This is a genomic window from Butyrivibrio sp. CB08 (assembly GCF_003625485.1).
GTDB lineage: Bacteria > Bacillota > Clostridia > Lachnospirales > Lachnospiraceae > Butyrivibrio.
In genome coordinates this window covers 108,777-127,040 of record NZ_RAIR01000009.1, presented here as the reverse complement: position 1 = coordinate 127,040, position 18,264 = coordinate 108,777, and the positions used below count along the sequence as shown (strand labels likewise).

General features: G+C 38.9%; 23 protein-coding genes. 1 reads left to right on the top strand and 22 read right to left on the bottom strand.

The genetic code is table 11. The features are described 5' to 3' along the window. Positions 1-146: 146 nt before the first annotated feature. The 14 genes from D6855_RS14570 to D6855_RS14505 all read right to left on the bottom strand — a co-directional run bounded on the left by D6855_RS14570 (position 147) and on the right by D6855_RS14505 (position 10,742). A complete protein-coding gene (locus D6855_RS14570) occupies positions 147-911 on the bottom strand; it encodes a nucleotidyltransferase domain-containing protein (RefSeq protein WP_120742371.1) in 765 nt (254 codons plus the stop codon). Next, complete coding sequence (locus D6855_RS14565) at positions 908-1,936, bottom strand: nucleotidyltransferase domain-containing protein (RefSeq protein WP_120742369.1); 1,029 nt, start codon at positions 1,934-1,936, stop codon at positions 908-910. The genes D6855_RS14570 and D6855_RS14565 overlap by 4 nt, the downstream gene beginning before the upstream one ends. A gap of 155 nt (positions 1,937-2,091) precedes the next feature. Further along, a complete protein-coding gene (locus D6855_RS14560; RefSeq protein ID WP_120742367.1) occupies positions 2,092-2,292 on the bottom strand; it encodes a hypothetical protein in 201 nt (66 codons plus the stop codon). 227 nt (positions 2,293-2,519) lie between these two features. Continuing rightward, complete coding sequence (locus tag D6855_RS14555) at positions 2,520-3,764, bottom strand: sensor histidine kinase (RefSeq protein ID WP_120742365.1); 1,245 nt, start codon at positions 3,762-3,764, stop codon at positions 2,520-2,522. Positions 3,765-3,766: 2 nt separating this feature from the next. Continuing rightward, positions 3,767-4,444, bottom strand: coding sequence for a response regulator transcription factor (locus D6855_RS14550; RefSeq protein WP_120742363.1), 678 nt, complete (start codon positions 4,442-4,444; stop codon positions 3,767-3,769). Next, on the bottom strand, positions 4,444-5,001 hold the full coding sequence (locus tag D6855_RS14545; protein WP_120742362.1) for a UBA/TS-N domain protein: 558 nt from the start codon (positions 4,999-5,001) through the stop codon (positions 4,444-4,446). Before D6855_RS14545 ends, D6855_RS14550 begins: the two co-directional genes overlap by 1 nt. 148 nt (positions 5,002-5,149) lie before the next feature. Then, on the bottom strand, positions 5,150-5,761 hold the full coding sequence (locus tag D6855_RS14540; RefSeq protein ID WP_120742360.1) for a LysE family translocator: 612 nt from the start codon (positions 5,759-5,761) through the stop codon (positions 5,150-5,152). 570 nt (positions 5,762-6,331) lie between these two features. Continuing rightward, positions 6,332-7,573 carry a site-specific integrase gene (locus D6855_RS14535; protein WP_120742358.1) on the bottom strand — a complete coding sequence of 414 codons (1,242 nt, stop codon included), beginning with the start codon at positions 7,571-7,573 and terminating at the stop codon, positions 6,332-6,334. Between the two features lie 13 nt (positions 7,574-7,586). Further along, entirely contained in the window at positions 7,587-7,799 is a 213-nt protein-coding gene (locus D6855_RS16730; RefSeq protein WP_026495897.1) for a DUF6462 family protein, read from the bottom strand. A gap of 146 nt (positions 7,800-7,945) precedes the next feature. After that, positions 7,946-8,158: a hypothetical protein gene (locus D6855_RS14525; protein WP_120742356.1), complete on the bottom strand. Its 213-nt coding sequence runs from the start codon at positions 8,156-8,158 to the stop codon at positions 7,946-7,948. Between the two features lie 4 nt (positions 8,159-8,162). After that, positions 8,163-8,750, bottom strand: coding sequence for a hypothetical protein (locus tag D6855_RS14520; RefSeq protein ID WP_120742354.1), 588 nt, complete (start codon positions 8,748-8,750; stop codon positions 8,163-8,165). A 126-nt stretch (positions 8,751-8,876) separates the two neighbouring features. Then, positions 8,877-9,155, bottom strand: a complete 279-nt coding sequence (locus D6855_RS14515; protein WP_158589553.1) for a helix-turn-helix domain-containing protein — start codon at positions 9,153-9,155, stop codon at positions 8,877-8,879. 275 nt (positions 9,156-9,430) lie between these two features. Next, the gene (locus tag D6855_RS14510; protein ID WP_120742350.1) at positions 9,431-10,072 is read right to left on the bottom strand and encodes a hypothetical protein; all 642 of its coding nucleotides are present in this window, start codon (positions 10,070-10,072) and stop codon (positions 9,431-9,433) included. A 175-nt stretch (positions 10,073-10,247) separates the two neighbouring features. Then, on the bottom strand, positions 10,248-10,742 hold the full coding sequence (locus D6855_RS14505) for a hypothetical protein (RefSeq protein ID WP_120742348.1): 495 nt from the start codon (positions 10,740-10,742) through the stop codon (positions 10,248-10,250). Positions 10,743-11,398: 656 nt separating this feature from the next. On the opposite strand from D6855_RS14505, the gene D6855_RS14500 reads away from it, so the two are divergent. Next, a complete protein-coding gene (locus D6855_RS14500; protein WP_120742346.1) occupies positions 11,399-11,752 on the top strand; it encodes a DUF6465 family protein in 354 nt (117 codons plus the stop codon). A gap of 41 nt (positions 11,753-11,793) precedes the next feature. On the opposite strand, the gene D6855_RS16725 is transcribed toward D6855_RS14500, so the two are convergent. From D6855_RS16725 to D6855_RS14465, 8 genes are all read right to left on the bottom strand, one after another. Further along, positions 11,794-11,949 (bottom strand): hypothetical protein, encoded by a 156-nt coding sequence (locus D6855_RS16725; protein ID WP_158589552.1) that lies wholly within the window; start codon positions 11,947-11,949, stop codon positions 11,794-11,796. A 222-nt stretch (positions 11,950-12,171) separates the two neighbouring features. After that, positions 12,172-12,744: a hypothetical protein gene (locus D6855_RS14495; RefSeq protein ID WP_120742345.1), complete on the bottom strand. Its 573-nt coding sequence runs from the start codon at positions 12,742-12,744 to the stop codon at positions 12,172-12,174. A gap of 28 nt (positions 12,745-12,772) precedes the next feature. Continuing rightward, positions 12,773-13,216, bottom strand: coding sequence for a flavodoxin domain-containing protein (locus D6855_RS14490; protein ID WP_120742343.1), 444 nt, complete (start codon positions 13,214-13,216; stop codon positions 12,773-12,775). 11 nt (positions 13,217-13,227) lie between these two features. Beyond that, positions 13,228-13,419 carry a hypothetical protein gene (locus D6855_RS14485; RefSeq protein WP_120742341.1) on the bottom strand — a complete coding sequence of 64 codons (192 nt, stop codon included), beginning with the start codon at positions 13,417-13,419 and terminating at the stop codon, positions 13,228-13,230. A gap of 32 nt (positions 13,420-13,451) precedes the next feature. After that, a complete protein-coding gene (locus D6855_RS14480) occupies positions 13,452-14,120 on the bottom strand; it encodes a hypothetical protein (protein WP_120742339.1) in 669 nt (222 codons plus the stop codon). Between the two features lie 23 nt (positions 14,121-14,143). Beyond that, the gene (locus D6855_RS14475; RefSeq protein WP_120742337.1) at positions 14,144-14,587 is read right to left on the bottom strand and encodes a very short patch repair endonuclease; all 444 of its coding nucleotides are present in this window, start codon (positions 14,585-14,587) and stop codon (positions 14,144-14,146) included. Positions 14,588-14,618: 31 nt separating this feature from the next. Next, complete coding sequence (locus D6855_RS14470; protein WP_120742335.1) at positions 14,619-16,127, bottom strand: LlaJI family restriction endonuclease; 1,509 nt, start codon at positions 16,125-16,127, stop codon at positions 14,619-14,621. Beyond that, on the bottom strand, positions 16,124-18,250 hold the full coding sequence (locus tag D6855_RS14465) for an McrB family protein (protein ID WP_120742333.1): 2,127 nt from the start codon (positions 18,248-18,250) through the stop codon (positions 16,124-16,126). The genes D6855_RS14470 and D6855_RS14465 overlap by 4 nt, the downstream gene beginning before the upstream one ends. Between the last annotated feature and the right edge of the window lie 14 nt (positions 18,251-18,264).

The following is an 18,264-nucleotide window of genomic DNA, read 5'->3' as shown; positions in this document are numbered from 1 at the left end:
AGATTTGAGCCTCATCTAGCATGTAACATGTCCCAAAATGAGAACTTAATTATCGAACTTATTCTCCCCAAATACGTTAAGTATACTCTGAGAATGGACTTTAAATATACTTTTATCTAATGCTTAGAAATTATCTTGCAAACGTATTAGCAGCCTACAACCTCTCTAAACAGCTCATTTAGTGCAGTCCAATCATGATTATGATCATCTTCAAGTTTATCCGCTATCTCTTTCTGTCTTGTCACTTCTGTTTCTATGAACTCTCTGATTACCGGGAGCTGAGGATTCTCTTCCTTCTCAGTAGTCTTTTTCTTAATTTCAAGAAGTTCGTCGATGGCGCTTCTAAGCTCTAAGGGCAGGTTCATTTTAAGCAGCTCATCAAAAAGAACTGGAGGAGCTACGTGATTTTCCTCAATATACATTGCAGCTAGCAGCGGTCTTAACGCATAGAAATACTTCTTATACCTGACAGTTTCTCCCATAAGATAATCATGTAAAGTCCCGTTGGCTGTTCCATAATAGTGGTAAACAGCTGATTTTTCTGAAAAATACTGTTTTGACACTTCAGCTATTTTCTTCCACTCTGGTGTTGTTCGGTAGACTATCGGTGAACCACTCCACTCAAACAATGTGGCATTTCCTCTTGCAAACTGCTTAAGAGCTTTTTTAAGATCCCAGCCATTTATATCAAGGACTTCATCAAGTTGCCATTCAATAACATCTCTTGGCTCATCAAGCCTTAGATAATCATCCCTCTTTCTGACATATACGAATCTGACGTCATAGTCACTGTCTGGTGATGCAAAGCCCCAGGCTCTGCTTCCTGATTCCACTGCATGAAGGATCTTCACGTTTTCTTTTTCTTCAATTTCATTTAGCTTTTCATCTATCTCTTTTAAAATATCTCTCATTCAAGTTCTCCCGTCACTACATATCTGTTGATGCGCTCTACGAATTTCTCAACCTTTTCCATATCTGGATTATCAGGCAGAGTGGTCTTTGCTGCAGCCTCGTCAAGTTTCTTCTCATACTCATCGAGTATTTCAAAGAAGGCTGCAGAAAATGTTCCATCTGCTTCCATGAAGTCTCCTCTGCGGATGGCAAGAAGTGTGTCAAGGTCATGAGCTCTATGAGTTATGATCTCGCCCTTTTCCAAAATGTCTATTGCCATCATAAAGAGCCTTATTAAATGCATCGCATGTTTATTAAGATGGTTATCATCTTTCTTTTTATTGCGTTTGCCAATCTTGTCATAATCACGGACAACACTTCTCATGACGCTCCAGACATCTTCGTAATCGCGAAGTGGGAAGTGTTTGTAATTGGCATCAATAAATATCTCAGTATCAAGTTCGGAATTCTCTGCCTTATCTATGTATAGCTTTAAGCCGCCATCAGTTTTCCCATAATATCTTCTGTTCACATCATCAAGAGCATGCATTACAGATTTCAGGATATGCTTCTCCCTGTCGCTCTGGGCTAGGGTATCTCTGGCTATTGCATTCTGAAGTCTGCGAAGCTGTGAATCTGCATAACCTCCGAAGCTCTTGATAGCTCTTTTTGATAAAAAGATATGTGTATTATCTATAAGCTCCTGACCAAGTTCTGACTTAATAAGATATTGATCCTCGTCAAGACCAAGCATTTCACAGGTGTTCGGATTGCACTCCAAAAGAAGCTTCACCAATTTGTTGAAGCCATAGATCACAGTGTCAGTCTTGTCATCTTCATACTGTTCAAACTCCGTCAGTCCCAAAAGGTCAGATGGCATCTGAAGTGTGACACCTCTGAAATCAATATCGCTGTTATCATTATTGGTTCCATATGCATAGCTCCCACCAAGACCAAGGAGCATTATTCTGTTTCCAAGTCTTTCGTTGGTCCTGAGGAAATCATATTCCTCGGAATTCATAAGCTTTTTAAAATCTATATACATATCGCATCTACGCTTCCTTCTTAACAATCACATTAACTATTATAATAGCATTTCCTCGTATCAAGAGCACAATAATAAAACAAAGCCCCGGAGCGCCTGCGCTCCGGAGCCCTGTACTATGTAAACATCATTGTAGGAGATGGTTTTCCTTTTTGTTATAGCTCTTTTCCATCAGTATCGACTACTTCGATCTGGTCATTGTCTCTCTTGTCGAGTGCCAGTTGCTTGCTCTTACTTCCAGCCAGATATAACAGTATAGCCAAAATGTCGTCTACCGGTCCTGGCATCAGATCTGCAGGTGAAACAACATACACAATCAGCAATGTGAAAAGAATCCATTTCATATAAGTATTCATTGGCGCTCCTCCTCATTTTTAGAATCACGTTTACTTGGTAAATACAGTATAAGAAATTGGAGGAAGGGAATACATGATTGTTTGAGCAAAAACTAACGGTTTATTCTCCATTTTCAGAAAAAGCTCCGCCACATTACTGTAGCGGAGCCTTAATTTTTATGCAATACCGTACTGCCTACCCTTTTCCTCTGGCAGGACTAAGTCTAAACACTTATCAGTACCTTTCCTTAAGTCTCCTCACTATAGCTGTCAAAAGACACTGTGATCCTCGTACCAATCTCCTGGCGTGAAAGGACTTCTACATTTCCATTATGTGCATCGATGATCCACTTCGCAATAGAAAGACCAAGGCCGGAACCGCCTGTAGCCGAATTTCTGGCCTTGTCGGACCTGTAGAAACGTTCAAAGATATGGCTTAGCTCTTCACCTGCAATACCGATTCCTTCGTCCTGAACAGTATAAATAATCTTGTCGCCCGACTTATTAACTGCAAGCTTGATAGTATTACCTTTATCCGAATACTTGGCAGCATTCTGGACAAATATTCTGACGGACTGCTTTATCATGGCCGTGTCTCCGGTAATAAAGCAGTTCTCACTATCTTCAAATATATATTTGTGGTCAGGATCAATCATCGCAGATTCTTCCCACACCTCTCTCATAACATCAGAGAGATCTATCTTAACCATGGACAACTTCTGACGTCCGTTGTCACCTCTTGCCAGGAAAAGCAGTTGATCGATGAGTTCTTTCATGTTCTCGGATTCGTTCTTGATAGCTGTGATCGATTCCTCCAGAACGGCTGGATCGTCTTTTCCCCAGCGGTCAAGCATGTTGGCATAGCCCTGAATGACCGCAATCGGAGTCCTAAGCTCATGGGATGCATCGTCAACAAACCTTGCCTGCTGTATTCTTGCTTCCTGCATTCTGTAAAGGAGACTGTTAAGTGCAGCTTCTATGCTTGCAAGGTCCTGATCACCTGTAGATATCTTTGCTCCGGTTTTATCGGCTGGGACCTTTAAAATAGCCTCTTCCAGCTCTTCAAATTTCGTAGTATCCAGCGGCACTTCACTGATAGCTTCCGCCTTCAGCGCCAGCTCGTTCAGAGGTCTTAGCTTCCTTCTGATCCTGGCAGTATGGGAAAAAGACATAATGAGATCAAGCCACTGATAGGCAATTACTGCGATAAGTATGATCCCGACAAATATGATGTATTCGCTCATGGAAAAGCTATATTGCGAGCTGTCAGTAAAATAATTGAGCATAACATCTTTGTAGCTATGGCCGGTTAATGAAAATCTCCGAACAACCTCATCTTCTGGAATCGTCTTCCAGCTGCGGTAACCAAATAGGCCTAAAGATACTAAAATGATAAGCAGATCCACAGTAAAAAAAGCGCTCAGTTTACTAAACCAGAACGATGCATTTATACCTCTGGCGATTGATGATGTACGTTTGTTTACATTACTCATAGTCAGCCTTCTTTTATAACATATCCGACACCTCTGACTGTCTGGATAAGCTTGATGCCATATTTGTCATCTATTTTTGTGCGCAGATGTCTTACATATACATCAACAACATTGGTTTCACCATCATAATCATAGCCCCAGATCTCGTTTATAAGACGCTCTCTGTCCAAGACTATGTTGCAGTTCTCCATAAGGATCCTGAGAAGTTCAAACTCGTAGTTGGTAAGCTCAACGGGATTTCCGTCTGCACTGACTTCATGCCTGTCCAGATCTATCATCACGTTATTTATTGAAAGCTGCCTTGTAGCAGCGGATGTACCACCTTTTCTTTTCAGAGCTACTCTGATACGTGCGAGCAGCTCCTCAATAGCAAAAGGTTTGGTGATATAGTCATCAGCTCCCGCATCAAGGCCCGAAACCTTATCCATAACTGCATCTCTTGCAGTCAGAAGGATAACAGGAGTTTCCTTTTTTGCCCTGACCCTCCTGAGTACCTCAAAGCCATTGATGCCGGGTAGCATAACGTCTAAAAGAATCAGATCATAATCGTTTGAAAGAGCCATATCAAGACCGACTCTTCCATCCTCGGCCTTATCCACGGTATTTCCCTCGTGGATAAGCTCGAGCTCGACAAAACGTGCCAGCTGTGCTTCATCTTCTACGATCAGAATTTTACTCATCAGTTTTCTTCTTCATCCTTTTTGAATTCGTTTTTAATGATCTCAGCAGTCTGAGATGCCTTGTCGCAAACTTCATTAACATCTACAACCACTTTGTCCATACCTGTGAAATTGTAGGTTATTCCAAAGAAAAGACTTATGATCAGCAGTGGAAGTGTTACCCAGAAAAATCCAACTAAGAGAAGGATAAGTACAAGAAGCGGAACACCTGTAATCTTCTCACCGTCCTTGTTTATACAGAAGTCAATCTCAAGACTCTTCTTTAGTACTGTCTTGCAGGACTCTGCAATCTTCCTGAATCCTTCCTTGATATGACTGTTCTTGCAGTCATTTTCGTACTGTCTCTGAGCGAGCTCAAACTTCTTAACACATTCATTTTCCTGACTAGCTCCGGAAATATATGTGCCAGCCTTTGGCTCAGCTACCTTACCCTGGTGCTCCAGCTCGATGATTGCATCAAGCATATCGTAATTGTTCTGCTCCAGAACGTTCTTTGCATCCTCGTAAGATACACCTGTCTTCTCTCTGAGTTTTTCAACCTTTTCAAAATTTTCCATTTTTACTACCTTCCTTTCAGATATTCAAATATTGTTTGTTCATTTGACATCTGAAATGATACGCATACAAGATTAATTTAAGATTTTTGAAAGATTAAAATCAGATTAAAATCAGATTTCAAATTCATTATGATCAATAAATCTCTCATTAATCCTCCAGCGCAAGTTTTATCGATAATCCGGCGAAAGACAATGCAAATCCCCGTTCGATGTTCTTCATAATAGGTTTACGCCTTTGAATCAGCTCACGCAAAGCACCTGCGATCAGCCCGTATATAATAAAAACAATCAGAGTCATAAGCATGAAAACCAGACTTAACACGATCATGCAATCAATTTTGTCAACGGTATCTGAAGGAATGAACTGTGGCAGAAACGAAAAGAAAAATAAAGTCAGTTTTGGATTCAGAAGATTCAAAACAACACCCCGCGCAGCAGTTTTTAGTGAAGTTGTCGCAAATCTATTTTCATCAAGTTCAAGCTGTCCTGCGGATGTCCAAGTCTTCCATGCTAGATACATGAGGTAAACGGCTCCGGCATATTTTATTACCGAAAATATTTTCGCGCTCATGTGCATGATTGCGGACAAACCCAAAACACATGCGACAATATGAGGAATTATTCCTAGCGTGCAACCAAAAGCCGCAGCCAGCATAATTCTCTTTTTTTGTGTAAGACCCGTGTTGATTGTATAAATCACACCAGTTCCCGGAATAAGTACGATAACAAGTGCTGTCAGTAAAAAACTAATCGAGATCAATTTGCTCTCCCCCTTTTTATTATCTTAGTGTTTTTAATTCATTCCTTAGCTTATCTGCATTTAATATATAGCAAAAAACAGAACCGACTGAAATTTCACTGATTTCAGCCAACTCTGCACTGATTTGTTTTGATTTGTCATTATTTTTTTATCTTAGCATTATCTTAATCCTTTCGCCAAAACGTCTCATAACGCAAAAAGGACCGCTTTCTTTCAAGAAAGCGGTCCCTACGGGTCCTAAATAACTATTTATCACTTATCTAAAGATTTTAAAGTAGGGATTTTTTCGACCGCTTAAGCATCTGGAAGCATTTGAGATCATATACGAGCATCTATCTTCATTACTGTACTTTTGGGGTTATGCATTTGAGAACATCTACGTTCATTTGACTTCCCCACAGATTTGTCAGCTGTTTGTCAAAGGCTGTATCAGTCACGATATTTCGTACTTGTTTCAGCGTATACTTTCCGTAGACTTTTGCGCTTTTCCTTTGACTAATTATGCTCGTTTGTCAGAATGTTGTTTTGTCAATTTTGGTTTGTCAGAAAAATTCTTTTCGGAGTACCATTTTAGAAAACGCCATTAAGCTTTGCTGCAAGCTTATTGATTGATTCTTTGTTTCTCCGATCTGACGAATCAGCATAGATTTCATATGTAGTAGAAATCTGTCTGTGTCCCATCACTGCCTGGATCACTTTTGGATTGTCTTCCACCTCACAGAGCCTTGTAGCAAATGTACGTCTCAGATAGTGGCATGTAAAATGCGGAAGTATTATCGGTTCCCTATCTTCCCTAACAGCGTCAATCTCTTCCTCATGATTGTAATCATTGTAGATTCTTTTAATTGCTTTATTAACTGAGGCAGCACTCATTACTGAGCCATACTTGTTTTGGAAAATGAATCCCGAATATCCGTCTACTACAGTCTGATTGTACCCCTTGCCTGCAAGTTGGTTTTCCTTTTCAAATTGGAATGCTTCTTTAACAGCATCCATCATAGGGATTATTCTACAACCTGCTTTGGTCTTAGGTGTTGAAATCCTTAGCTTTGATGTGCGTGAACCCTTCTGAGGGTAGTACGACAGTGTATGATTAACATCTATCCATCCCTCTTTCAGATCGATGTCCTGCCACCGAAGGCCAGTGCATTCTCCAATTCGCATTCCCGTTCCAAGAAGTACAGTAAAAAGCGGCCACCAATGATAATACACCGGGCTCATAGCAACATATTCCATAAAGGCTTTTTGTTGCTCTGGAGTAAGTGCCTGCCTTTCCGTTTCCGTCTTAGGAAGTCTCTTTGCAAGTTCTCTCTTTGCTCCTTCGGTCGGGTTCTTTCTTATTATATCATCTCTTACAGCCAACTCGAATGTTGGATGCAACAATCCATCTACAGATTCAATAGTAGAAAATGAAAGATGCCTTTCCGAATGTAAAAAGGTGTAGAACTGCAACACATCGGAATACTTTACATCAACAAGTTTCTTTTTTCCGAAGTCATCTCTGACATAACGCTCGTAAGTATATTCGTAGTTGCTCTGTGTCGAATCCTTCAGGTCTATCCTTGTTGAAATGTATCTGTCATATGTAGAATTGATGGTTGCAAGGCCTGCAGCATAGATATCTAGTCCATCCAGCTGATCCTTTTTTAATTTATCCTCTTTCCGTCTAAGTTCTAACAGATTATCTGCATATATGTATTTCTTCCTGCCGATAGGATCGGTGTAGATATACATATAACGCTTGTCTGATTTTCTCTGATGTTCTCCGCGGAAGAGGGTGTTACCTTTCAAGTCTTTTCTTGAATTTGCCATTCTTCCTCCATAACTACCGTTTTTTCGCGGTACGTAAATACTCCTCTACAAGTTCCGGATCCACAAAAACAAGCGTCTTACTATGTGGATAATAAGCTCCGCAGGCTTCTGCCAACTTTTTCATAGTTGCTCTGCCGACCTTAAAATACTCCGAAGCTTCTTTGAGTCGCATCAGTCTTGTCGCCTTTGCTTTAGTCTCTTTTACTGTAGCAATGTCATTGCCCATTTGATTCCTTTCTGCAAAGTTAAAGACGTTTTATGAAATTAGACTTGGCTGTAATTCATGAAAAGTACTTCAGCACAATATTATTATGACTCTATTCGAGCGCTGTAGCAAGAACTAATCTGAATCTGCCAAGTCTTATTCATACGTTACCGATTCTTATGTGACAAAATAAATTCTTCTAATATTGGATAATCAATATACACTGTAGCCCTGTTTATATAGTGGTATGCACCACACGCTTCAGCCATCTTTCTTATTGTTCTCTTATCCCCTGCAATAAGATGTGATATCTCTTCATATGTATATAGACGTTTCGTATTTCCACGCGTCCTCTTTACCATCTCCAACTGATTACTCATTTCCTTATGCTCCTTTTTGTTCCAAATATGAGTAAGGTCTCTGCTCCTTAAGCCACTTAAGAGAGTTATCTACCACGTCTTTCCTTAAGGTTCCAAATCTCTTCTTCATTGCCTCAGAAGTGACCCCCTCAGTACCAGCAATGGCAGCAAGTTTGAACTCACGTTTGAGGTATCTTTTGAATACATCTTTTTCATCACCCAAAGAACCAATTTGCTCTTCTACAAGCCCGTAGATCTCTCTCATGTCCTTCAGCAAAAGAATCTCCCACTTATGTGTTTCAAACTTATCCGCACCACGAAGTGCAGTCATATAGTCTCCAGCTCTGACCGCCTGGCGAACTATCATATCCTCATCACCTTCGCTGGATGTAGGGTTTCCAATGTTAGAAGTCTGGACTCTCACACCGGGATCCCCAAGGGCAACTCGTCTGTTATATTCCCGTTCTGCTTTTATAGTTCTGATAAGCCCCGCTTCATAAGCATTTACATATGGCATGAAACTAGAATAATGATCAAGGACTATCTTTATCCTTTTTTCATCATTAGCTTTCCTATAGTTATCGAGAATACTTGCGTTCATTCTTGCTCCCATTACTGTTTCCCCCTTTTGAAACCGCAGAACTTTTTCTACATTATTAATTGTAAGTCCTGCGGCATCAAAGGTCACTTTACAATCTGTATAAAACTTATAAGATTTGTATAGTGTGAAAACATGCTGCTAACATGCATCACCCTTTAGGATCCAGTCTGTAGATACTGCAAACTTATCTGAGTATGCAACGACTATATCTGTTGGAAGCGGTCTTCTATCATTTTCATAAAATGAAACCACTCCAGCGTTAGCAAGTTTAAAGTCTTTAGCTAAATCTTCCTGCCGGATTCCAGCGCTTTCCCTTAGGATCCTTATCCTTTCTCCAACGGTTCTTCCATACAATTTCTCCATGATAAATTCCTTTCCAAAAGTAAGTGCTTTATATAATAGAAGAAACTCGTTCATGGAGGACCGCAAATGCTGATAATCACTCGTCCCAACAATTCTTTTCCCTCCTTCTTTTTTTGACAGTGAGCATAATACCACAGAATAAGGCTGTTTCAGTCGCATCCAAATCTAAATTCAATCTAATCTTTGTCGCAATACTGTCTAATCAGAGTCTAACCTTAGTCGCATGCCAGTCTCATCTCAGTCTCATGGTTGTCTCATGTTTGTCGCATCTTAGTCGCATTGAAAAAGCAGCTACAGATTTCTCCATAGCTGCTCTGGTATCAAAAAAATTATTCTGTTACAGGCTCCATTGCTGAAATACAGGTATCAGCTAGCTCATCCCCTTCAACCTCAGATGAAATCACCCCTGCATCGATATCCTCCAGTTCCCTGCGCATAGCATAGCTCCACATAAGCGCGCCAAATAAAACAATGGCATCAGGTTCTTTACGGAAAACAGTTGCCCGGCAAACTCCTATCATTGTGCCTATTTTCTCCTCAGATTTTATATTGTTCTTTCCACGCAGAAATCTCTCTTTAAGAATGATACGTAGCCTTTTCCCCTCATGATCCTTATCTTTTTCGTAATCATAATCCCCTTCTGAAATAGCTCCATCAAGAAGTTTCTCTATCTCATCAAGGATCATCTCTGACTTTTCCCTAAACCATGGTGCTTTTACCACTTCCCATATAAAAACACCATAGTCCGCATTCTTAAAGCGTCCTTTCTTCGTTATGATATTTATGTACTTCCTTCTTATTTCCTGCTTGTTCTTTTTTATCTCCTCAGGACTCATATCTGATGGTTGCCCATAAGCATAGCAGTACCTCTCAAGTAACATTTTTGCCAGCATCAGTACAGAAAAATATTCTAGCTTCTCCTTTCTGCAAATCTCAATGGCAAGCTGGTGTGCCGTTAATCTGTGCATCATTTTGATTCCTCCCTTAACTAAGAAAAACAACTGTTACAATTCCCCCTAATAACATCCATGTTAATGCAAAGAAAAACCAGAGAGTCCAAGAGTATTACTTCTTGTTCTCTCTGGTTCAATTGATGACTAACTCTTACTGCCTAAACTTCTGATACGATACAACAACAAATAACTCTTAATCTACTATCTCGCCCTTATTCTTTTTGTAATCCGGGCTCATTAACACTGCCAGCATATCTCCAAAAGATTTGTAAACATACAGAATCTTCTCAGCTCTTTCCCAGTAACTGTCTGAATTCTGAATATCTGCTATTAAGTCACTTAGCCCTGATTCAAAATCAAAAGGTTTCTTTCCTGAAAGAGCTTTGGGATCTTCTGATATTAACATCTTGTATGAATTATCATTGGCTGCCAGCCTATGAAGATTTACATCTAACGAATAATACAAAATTACAGCCTTCTCAAGTGTGAGGCTTCTGAGACCACTCTTGATTTTCACATAGCTTGTCTCCGCCATTCCGAGAAGTTCTGCCATCTGTGAATTTGTCCATCCAAGAGTATCCTGCAGAATCGTCAGATTATCCCCTACTATCTTTTTAAAATTTTCTCCGCGCATATTGTTCGGGCGCTTATCAACAATCTTTCTTTTGATTGCTTTTTTATATGCCATACTTTTTTCCTCTGCGTAATAATGTACACGTTAAATCACGTAACCTTAATACCCTTAGAGTCTTATACTGCACTGTAAGGGTGTCATAACTTGCACTAACAGGGTGTACTACTTCCCCCTCACAGGGTTTCAAACTGCATCCATATCTCTCATCACCTCCTTGAAGGGCAAAAAAATACCTGGCTCCGTAGAACCAGGTATAATCGCTGCTATATATGTTGTTGTACACGTTGATAAGCCCTCTCTATAAGTATGGTAGAAATGGCCGGTGATAAGAAAAAGGCTTTTTGTCCGACAATATGTAGGCAAGACTATTCTTAAGGATTCTACGTAAGTCAATCTTGATTTCATACCAGATCCAAAGAATCCCTCCTGCCGGTCAGCTCACCTCCAGTCCAGTCATCATGCCAGGCATATTTTCCCCTTATACCACTGTTATAGCACTTGTCTAGTCCAATAAAGATGACACCATTTTCGGAGGGGCTGCAGCAGGGATAAATAATCATTGCTGATGTACTCTATATTTGGATAAACTGAAAATGATAAAATCCTCAGAATAGAGGCTTGAATGATAATAACGCTATTTCTTTTGTTTAAAATAACGTTTATAATTTATCACATAAGAACATGTTAATTGTTTCTATGAGGAGGTATTCATGGCACCAAAGAAAACTGCAACAACCAAGACAGCTACAGAAAAGAAAACTGCAGCACCTAAGACTACAACAAAAAAGAAAGCCGCTGCTCCTAAAGCTACAACAGCTACTAAAGCTTCTACAACCAAGAAGACTGCAACAAAAAAGCCTGCTAAAGAACCAAAAGTTAAAGCAGTTTTCCAGTATCAGGATCTCGAGTTTACAGAAGCTTCCTGCGTAAAGAAAGCACAGGCTGGATTCAAGAAAGCCAATAAGGGTGTCGACCTAAAAGACATCAGCATTTACATAAAGCCTGAAGAAGGCAAGATTTACTATGTTGCCAATGGCGACATCAATGGATCAGTTGATTTATAATTTATTAGAGCGGCCTGCAAATGCAGACCGCTCTTTCATGTTTACTGTATTTGTTGACGTTTAATTTCAATGAATGCTCCTAAGCCAGCAAGTATTACTGCAACTATAGCACAGCTCCCTATTCCTGCAGGAGTAATCATACCAATAAGCAGCACTAACACGGCAATTGCAAAAAACATTATCCCGACATACTTCATTTCATTTTCCTCCGTTGAAAAAGTTTCTTATATGATCCAAAAATGTCTCTTATATGAACTGTTCAAAACATCCATTATCTGATATAGTATCCACAGACAGTCGAGAGCCTGGGATCTATTCTAGATAAAATCCCCTAACCGAGCCAAACGGCTGTCTTTTTTAATTTGGAGCATACTTTTGGACACTTATCATTGACTTCAAATTGACAAATCTTTATATATTCACTGTAATCTTAGTAATTCTCTTACCTTATTCTTTACCGCATCATCTGCAACGCTATATGCATGTATCATTCTATATTCTTCATCCGTAACTCTTATGCTCTTTCTTTTCCCGGTTTCACGGACTCTAGCATCTATTTCATAAACCGTCATTGATGGATTTATATCGGCATCCATCAACTCCTGCTTACTCCACTGTGACATTTTTTCTAGCTGTGCTGGAGTAAATCCCACGAAGTCTTTATCCAGCTCAAATTCCTTTGTATTAGGATTGAACACAAAAAAATGTCTAGCTATTTTCCTCATTAGCTGAACGCTACCATGTTTATAATTAAGAATTCCATCTGCCAATTCATCCATATTGCTGTATGTCTGCCCTAGTAATTCACATTTGAATTCTTTTAAAAGATCTATCATTATAAAATCTGGTATAAAATCCAGCATCTCTCCAAATCCATCATTTAGGCTTATCAGCCGCTGTGTCCTGGCCTCAAAATCTTTATAAGATGCAACAATTCCGCTACGCTTCAGCTCATCCAGCATATCCTTTGTCAAATCTCGTTCACTACTCATAGTTTCCCTCATAAACTTTCTGTTATCACTATAGATTCCTATAGAACTCAACTGCTGCCTGACACTCTTCCTCAGTAGGATGGCCTTTCTGAATGCCACCAATCACTTTCAGAGGGCCAAACGTGTCAAATCCTTTTGCAGTAAATCTGCCAAGTTCATTGCAATGTTTACCCTTTGTTATTTCTGAGATTGCGTTGAAAATACCACCAGTAGGATTTCCGGCTGTGGCAATGAAAAAGACATCCTTATTAGGCGGTAAGTTCACTCTGGCAAAGTTCAGCACCTGCTCCGCAAACTTAAGATAGTAAATGCCGGAAGCCCATCCAATCCTGCCATAACCTGTAAGGTCAACCTCATGCTTTTCTGTAACATCGATAAGCACAAGCTCCTGATCATATTTTTTTAGTGCATCAAGTACCTTTTTAGTATTTCCATGATGCTTGCTGTAGTACACAATAGCTGTCTTTCCCATCAAAACTCTTCTTACTCCATTTCCCCTGTTTCTTTGCTGATCCTTATAGTGCTGTTTCCCATGAGTGGCATAATCTTACCATCATCATTAATAAGTCCAAGCCCGAAACACCATGCATCCGGGCTCTCAAAGGAATCCACTATAACAAGATTTTCAGCAAGCTTCTCCTGCAAAATCTTACGTGCGCTTTCCTTATCAATCATTATCTTGTCCTTCTAAAATACTAAAATGTAGTTTATCTAAATAACTCTGGGCAATCTCTCCTAAACTTTTCGCTTGGTGAACAATCTCCAAAATCAGGCAATAAACCATCTCCACTACTAATTGGATGTGGTAAATATTTGCATCTAAAATACACACAAGGAAAAGTAAAAATGATCTCCATATTCCCAAATATTTCATGCATAATATATAGATTAATAATATATAAAGAGCTCAGCGCCATTATGGCATTTTGAAGCGTCGCTGATTGAATTGATAGAGCTTCATCATGCTTTATTGCATTATACGCAAACCACCAATCAAGCCCCTGGACTTTACGATTATTCCCGTTATTTACAACACTTACTCTCCATTCTTGTAAAGGAGTATTAATCCAAAAAGGTGTACTAACCTCAAAAGTTATTATCTTAGGATACTGATTCAGTATAGCATCGCTAATATCTACTATCTTTTTGACTTGCTGTCCATGCAAAACACATAATGCCTTGCTCATAATTTCAAACTCAGATGCAGCCAATACAATAATCTGCTTAAAAACATCTGAATAGACTTTTCCATGTACTAATTCGATTTCACCATCATGTTCAATTAGTCCATGATCAATGTAATGTTTTGTTTCATCCAACCGCTCCGCTAAAGAGCAGAAATAATTCCAATGTTGTATTAATTCTGTCTTATCCATCAAAACCTCTAAAAAAAAACAAATTACTCTTCTATATCATCTATTCTGCTATCGAATATAGCTTCCTCTATAACCTTTATACATTCTTCAGGCTTTTTCTTAATATCCGTTCCCCAAAACCGAATGACAGTCCATCCCTCAAATAAAAGCCTCTTGTTTATATCGTTGTCACGCTCACGGTTTCTGGAGATCTTACTGATCCAAAATTCACTATTATTGCTCTTTTCAAGCCTTGGTCTTAATATCTCCCAATCTTTCCCATGAAAAAATTCGCCATCACAAAAAATAGCAATTTTATACTTTGTGATGACGATATCTGGATGTCCCGGAAGCCTATCATAATTCTTTCTATACCGGTATCCTCTTTTCCATAATTCTTTGCGCAGAATAACCTCTATTTTAGTGTCCTTGCCTTTAATGTGCTGCATGTTTTTTCTGCGCTGCTCAGGTGTCAAAACATCTGCCATGTCAGCCTCACACATATGCTTCGAAGCATTATTACAATTCCAGCAATCCTATATCCATTTTCTGATTAGCAAGATACATTTCCGCAACCTTATCTCCTGGAAGAAGCCTGATCTGTATATTTTCCAGTCCGATCTGCTCAAGTATAGGCATTCTTACCTTGCCATATTTTATGATCTCATCGCCTTCCGTCGGCATAAGGAAACAGTTTCTTACTTTATTAAAGCCAAATACATCTATAAATTCTCTGTATGCCAAATGATATAGATACTGTTTTGTAACATCACCCACTCCGGGATTTCCCTTGATCACATCACTTCCATGTCTTTTTTCCAACGTTATGTTGTAGTACTTCGCATCGAAGATGATAAACTGCTTTTCTCCATCCTTCTCATAAAAAGTAATAAGATCTGGAATTAGTGTTTCCTGTGCCGGAACACTTATTTCTTTTTCTTCATTTTCCCAGATGGGTTTCCCTATAACCTCAATCAACTGACCGTCAATCATGTAATCGACCTTGGGTCTTGGTTGAGTAGCATGCAGCTTAATCAGCTGTAGCTGACGCAAAGTCTTATGCAGCTTATTGTCAAAGATCTCTGCACACATTTTTTCCCAAACAGCATGATAGGCAGTAGTGCCATACATGCTAAATCCGGAATTATCATCAAACAGTTTCTTATCCTGGGATATGTATGCGTATATTGTTTTTAAAAGAATCTGTTTACGAGTATTGTACTGAACATTGAGCTCTTTGAAGATCCTTTCAAGAATATATTCCTTGTCGCCAAAATCATCCATTTCAGCATCGGATATTTCTGCAGTTTCCAGCCCAAACAGTTCGGTCAGTTCAGCTTCCTTAAGCTGCTTTGAGCATTCTGTAATAACATATTCATGAAGGCGCTTGAAATAATCCATATCATCATCAACTGTCTTCCTCGTATACAACTCCATGTAATATGGCTTGTTCTCAGAGAGCAATGCAAAGCTTTCATCTATAGTTTTTCCCCATAGAATGTCACCTTCTCCATTTACTTCAATAATTTCTTCACTGTTTGTATATACTCCATACTCAAAATAATCTTTAAGCAGAAAGAGTATAACGGCAAGAAGATTAAAGCTTTTATTATCTCCATCCCCATTATATATGTTTATTATCTGTTCTTCTGAATTACTGTACCGTTCCAGAACCTTTACTATACGGCGCATTTTATCTATTTTTTCTTCTTCAGAATACTTTGATAGCAGATATTTGGGATATACCTTTATTACTCTTCTTCCACATGTGATTACACCAACGTACACAAAGACATACAAGCAAACACCGCTCTGTTCAGACCCATCAGTTATCTCTATATCTTCATCGGCAATATCAGACATTTCCTGTTGTACATCGGTATTTCTTACACTCTTAAGAACACCAAATGTCTTTAGTGTACGGATAAATCTTTCCAGCGCTTCTTCACTGTCAAAATCGAATCTCTTTTTTAATTCATCTTTTGTATATCGTCTCTGTTCCCTGACGAATCTGGAAATCATCCTCATTCGGCATCATCCCTTTTTTGCTCATAATAGCTGCTTATGAAATTTGCTCCAAAAATATTCATTCCTATCACATCAAAAGCTTCACATACCGATGAATACTTGCTGCTATCGCATCCATCAAAAAATTTTCTCTTGCTCTGCTTAACCGCATCTTCATAAAGATACATTATTACCTTGCTCTTGAATGCATCCTTGAACTTATCCGGATCTTTAATCATTCCATTTTCATCAGAATCTAATACTTTCTTTGAAAGGAAGAAAGGTCCCATAAGTTTGTCTTCATTGATATTAAAGTCTCTAGACATTTTATTATTAATTGCCTTGCGAAGTCTGTTCCAAACAACAGGCTCATCATATTTGGCAATACTAACTTTGCCTATATTCTCTATATCTTTTTCCTTCTCATCAATTCCAAGATATTCAAAATTCCATCTTCTCTTGAAAGCTGTATCCATAGGATAAACTCCCTGATCAGCGCTATTCATGGTTGCCCAAATAAACATATTGTCCGGAATTCTTATCTTGTCAAAATCAACTGATTGACCTTCAAATTCTTTTTCCAAATATCTTCTTATGTCTTCTGTAGTTTGTATTTCATATTCGCTAACGCCGTCAGAATCCCTGTCAAGAAGCTGGAATACATCCCCAAATACTGCTGCAACTTTCGCTCTATTTATTTCTTCGATAAGAAGCAAAAATGGTTTAGGATTATCAGATAACCCGCTTCGAATTGCTTTTACAAATACTCTCATAAAAGGGCCCGGGACAAAGGAGTACTTTATAGACTCACCATCAGCAGCCATGATTGGCTTATATGCTCCGACAAACTGGGAATAGGTATAGTCAGGGTGAAAAGTAACTCGTTCATAATTGTCGTTATCCGTACCAAGAAGCTTATCCTTATCTTCATTTAACAAAAAACTCTTTCCTGTTCCAGGCGCGCCAAACACTATTCTATTTCTATCTTCTATCGAAGCATGTACATTTGTTTTATACTTTGGTTTCATCCTCTCACCTTCTACAGACAATTCATCCTTCTTATAAGTGCCTCGTAATAATTCATAAACTGCTGATTTATAATCATTGATAGAAAATATTGACATAGCAGTCATCAGTGATTTGTGGAAGTTTTCTGAGATATCTTTTCTGCTAATATTTGTCTTTAACCACTTAACTTTTCTGTTGTTAGTATAATCAGGATCCTGTTCGTCCCGAGAAACTTCCTCATAATAGTAATCTGATTCGATTCTACCTATATGAAAGACGGAGCTCTCAGCATAAATAATATAATCTCCGACCTTTACATCATTAAGAAATCTCCAAAGCTGTCCAACATCCTGCCCCTTTCCTCGAGCATTTTTCGAATAATGTTTATCGAACTCTGCAGCAAGTCCTTCTCTTGTTTTTATGCCAGACATATCTCCCATGTCTGACCATCCAATACATACATGCGGATTATCCTCAGAAAGAGCATCATTTTTATCGGTGATATGAATCCCAAACAGGTTATGTTTAAAAATATCCTCGTTATCATTTTCAGGAGTGTATTCGACCTCAATCAGATCACGATAAGGACGATTATCATATAGTTCAAAGTAATCTTTCATATATGCATCAGTAAATTCGCCTTCTTCATCCTTACAGCTCATAAAGGTCGTATTAAAATACTTATCCTGATCTACACGCTTGCAACATGGCTCCCATTCGCCAGCAATCCCTTTTCCTTTAGGATACTTTGTCATTCTGAGGCTGGCTGTTATTGAATTGAAATCCACCTTTGTTTCAACAGATGCCATCCACTCCATCTCTTGAGGAACCAATCCAATTCCTTCTCCATAGACAAGGACTAACCAGAAAATCTTTTTTTCCTTATTTTTTGCTTTCTCAAATGCCGCAATAAGGCGATCAATATACTTAGAATTGCTCTGATTGATATCCCTGATTACACAGTCATTTCCCGAACTATGATACGTTGCATTATTACTTGAGAAAAAATACCATAGCAAATCTCCATTAGGATCACCTTTTTTTCTCACCTCATACATGCCCCTAATGTTATCGTCTTCTCTTACATCATAGAATTTGCTAATGACATCTGATACTTTCAAACCCAGGTTAGCCATCCTTAGTCATGCCC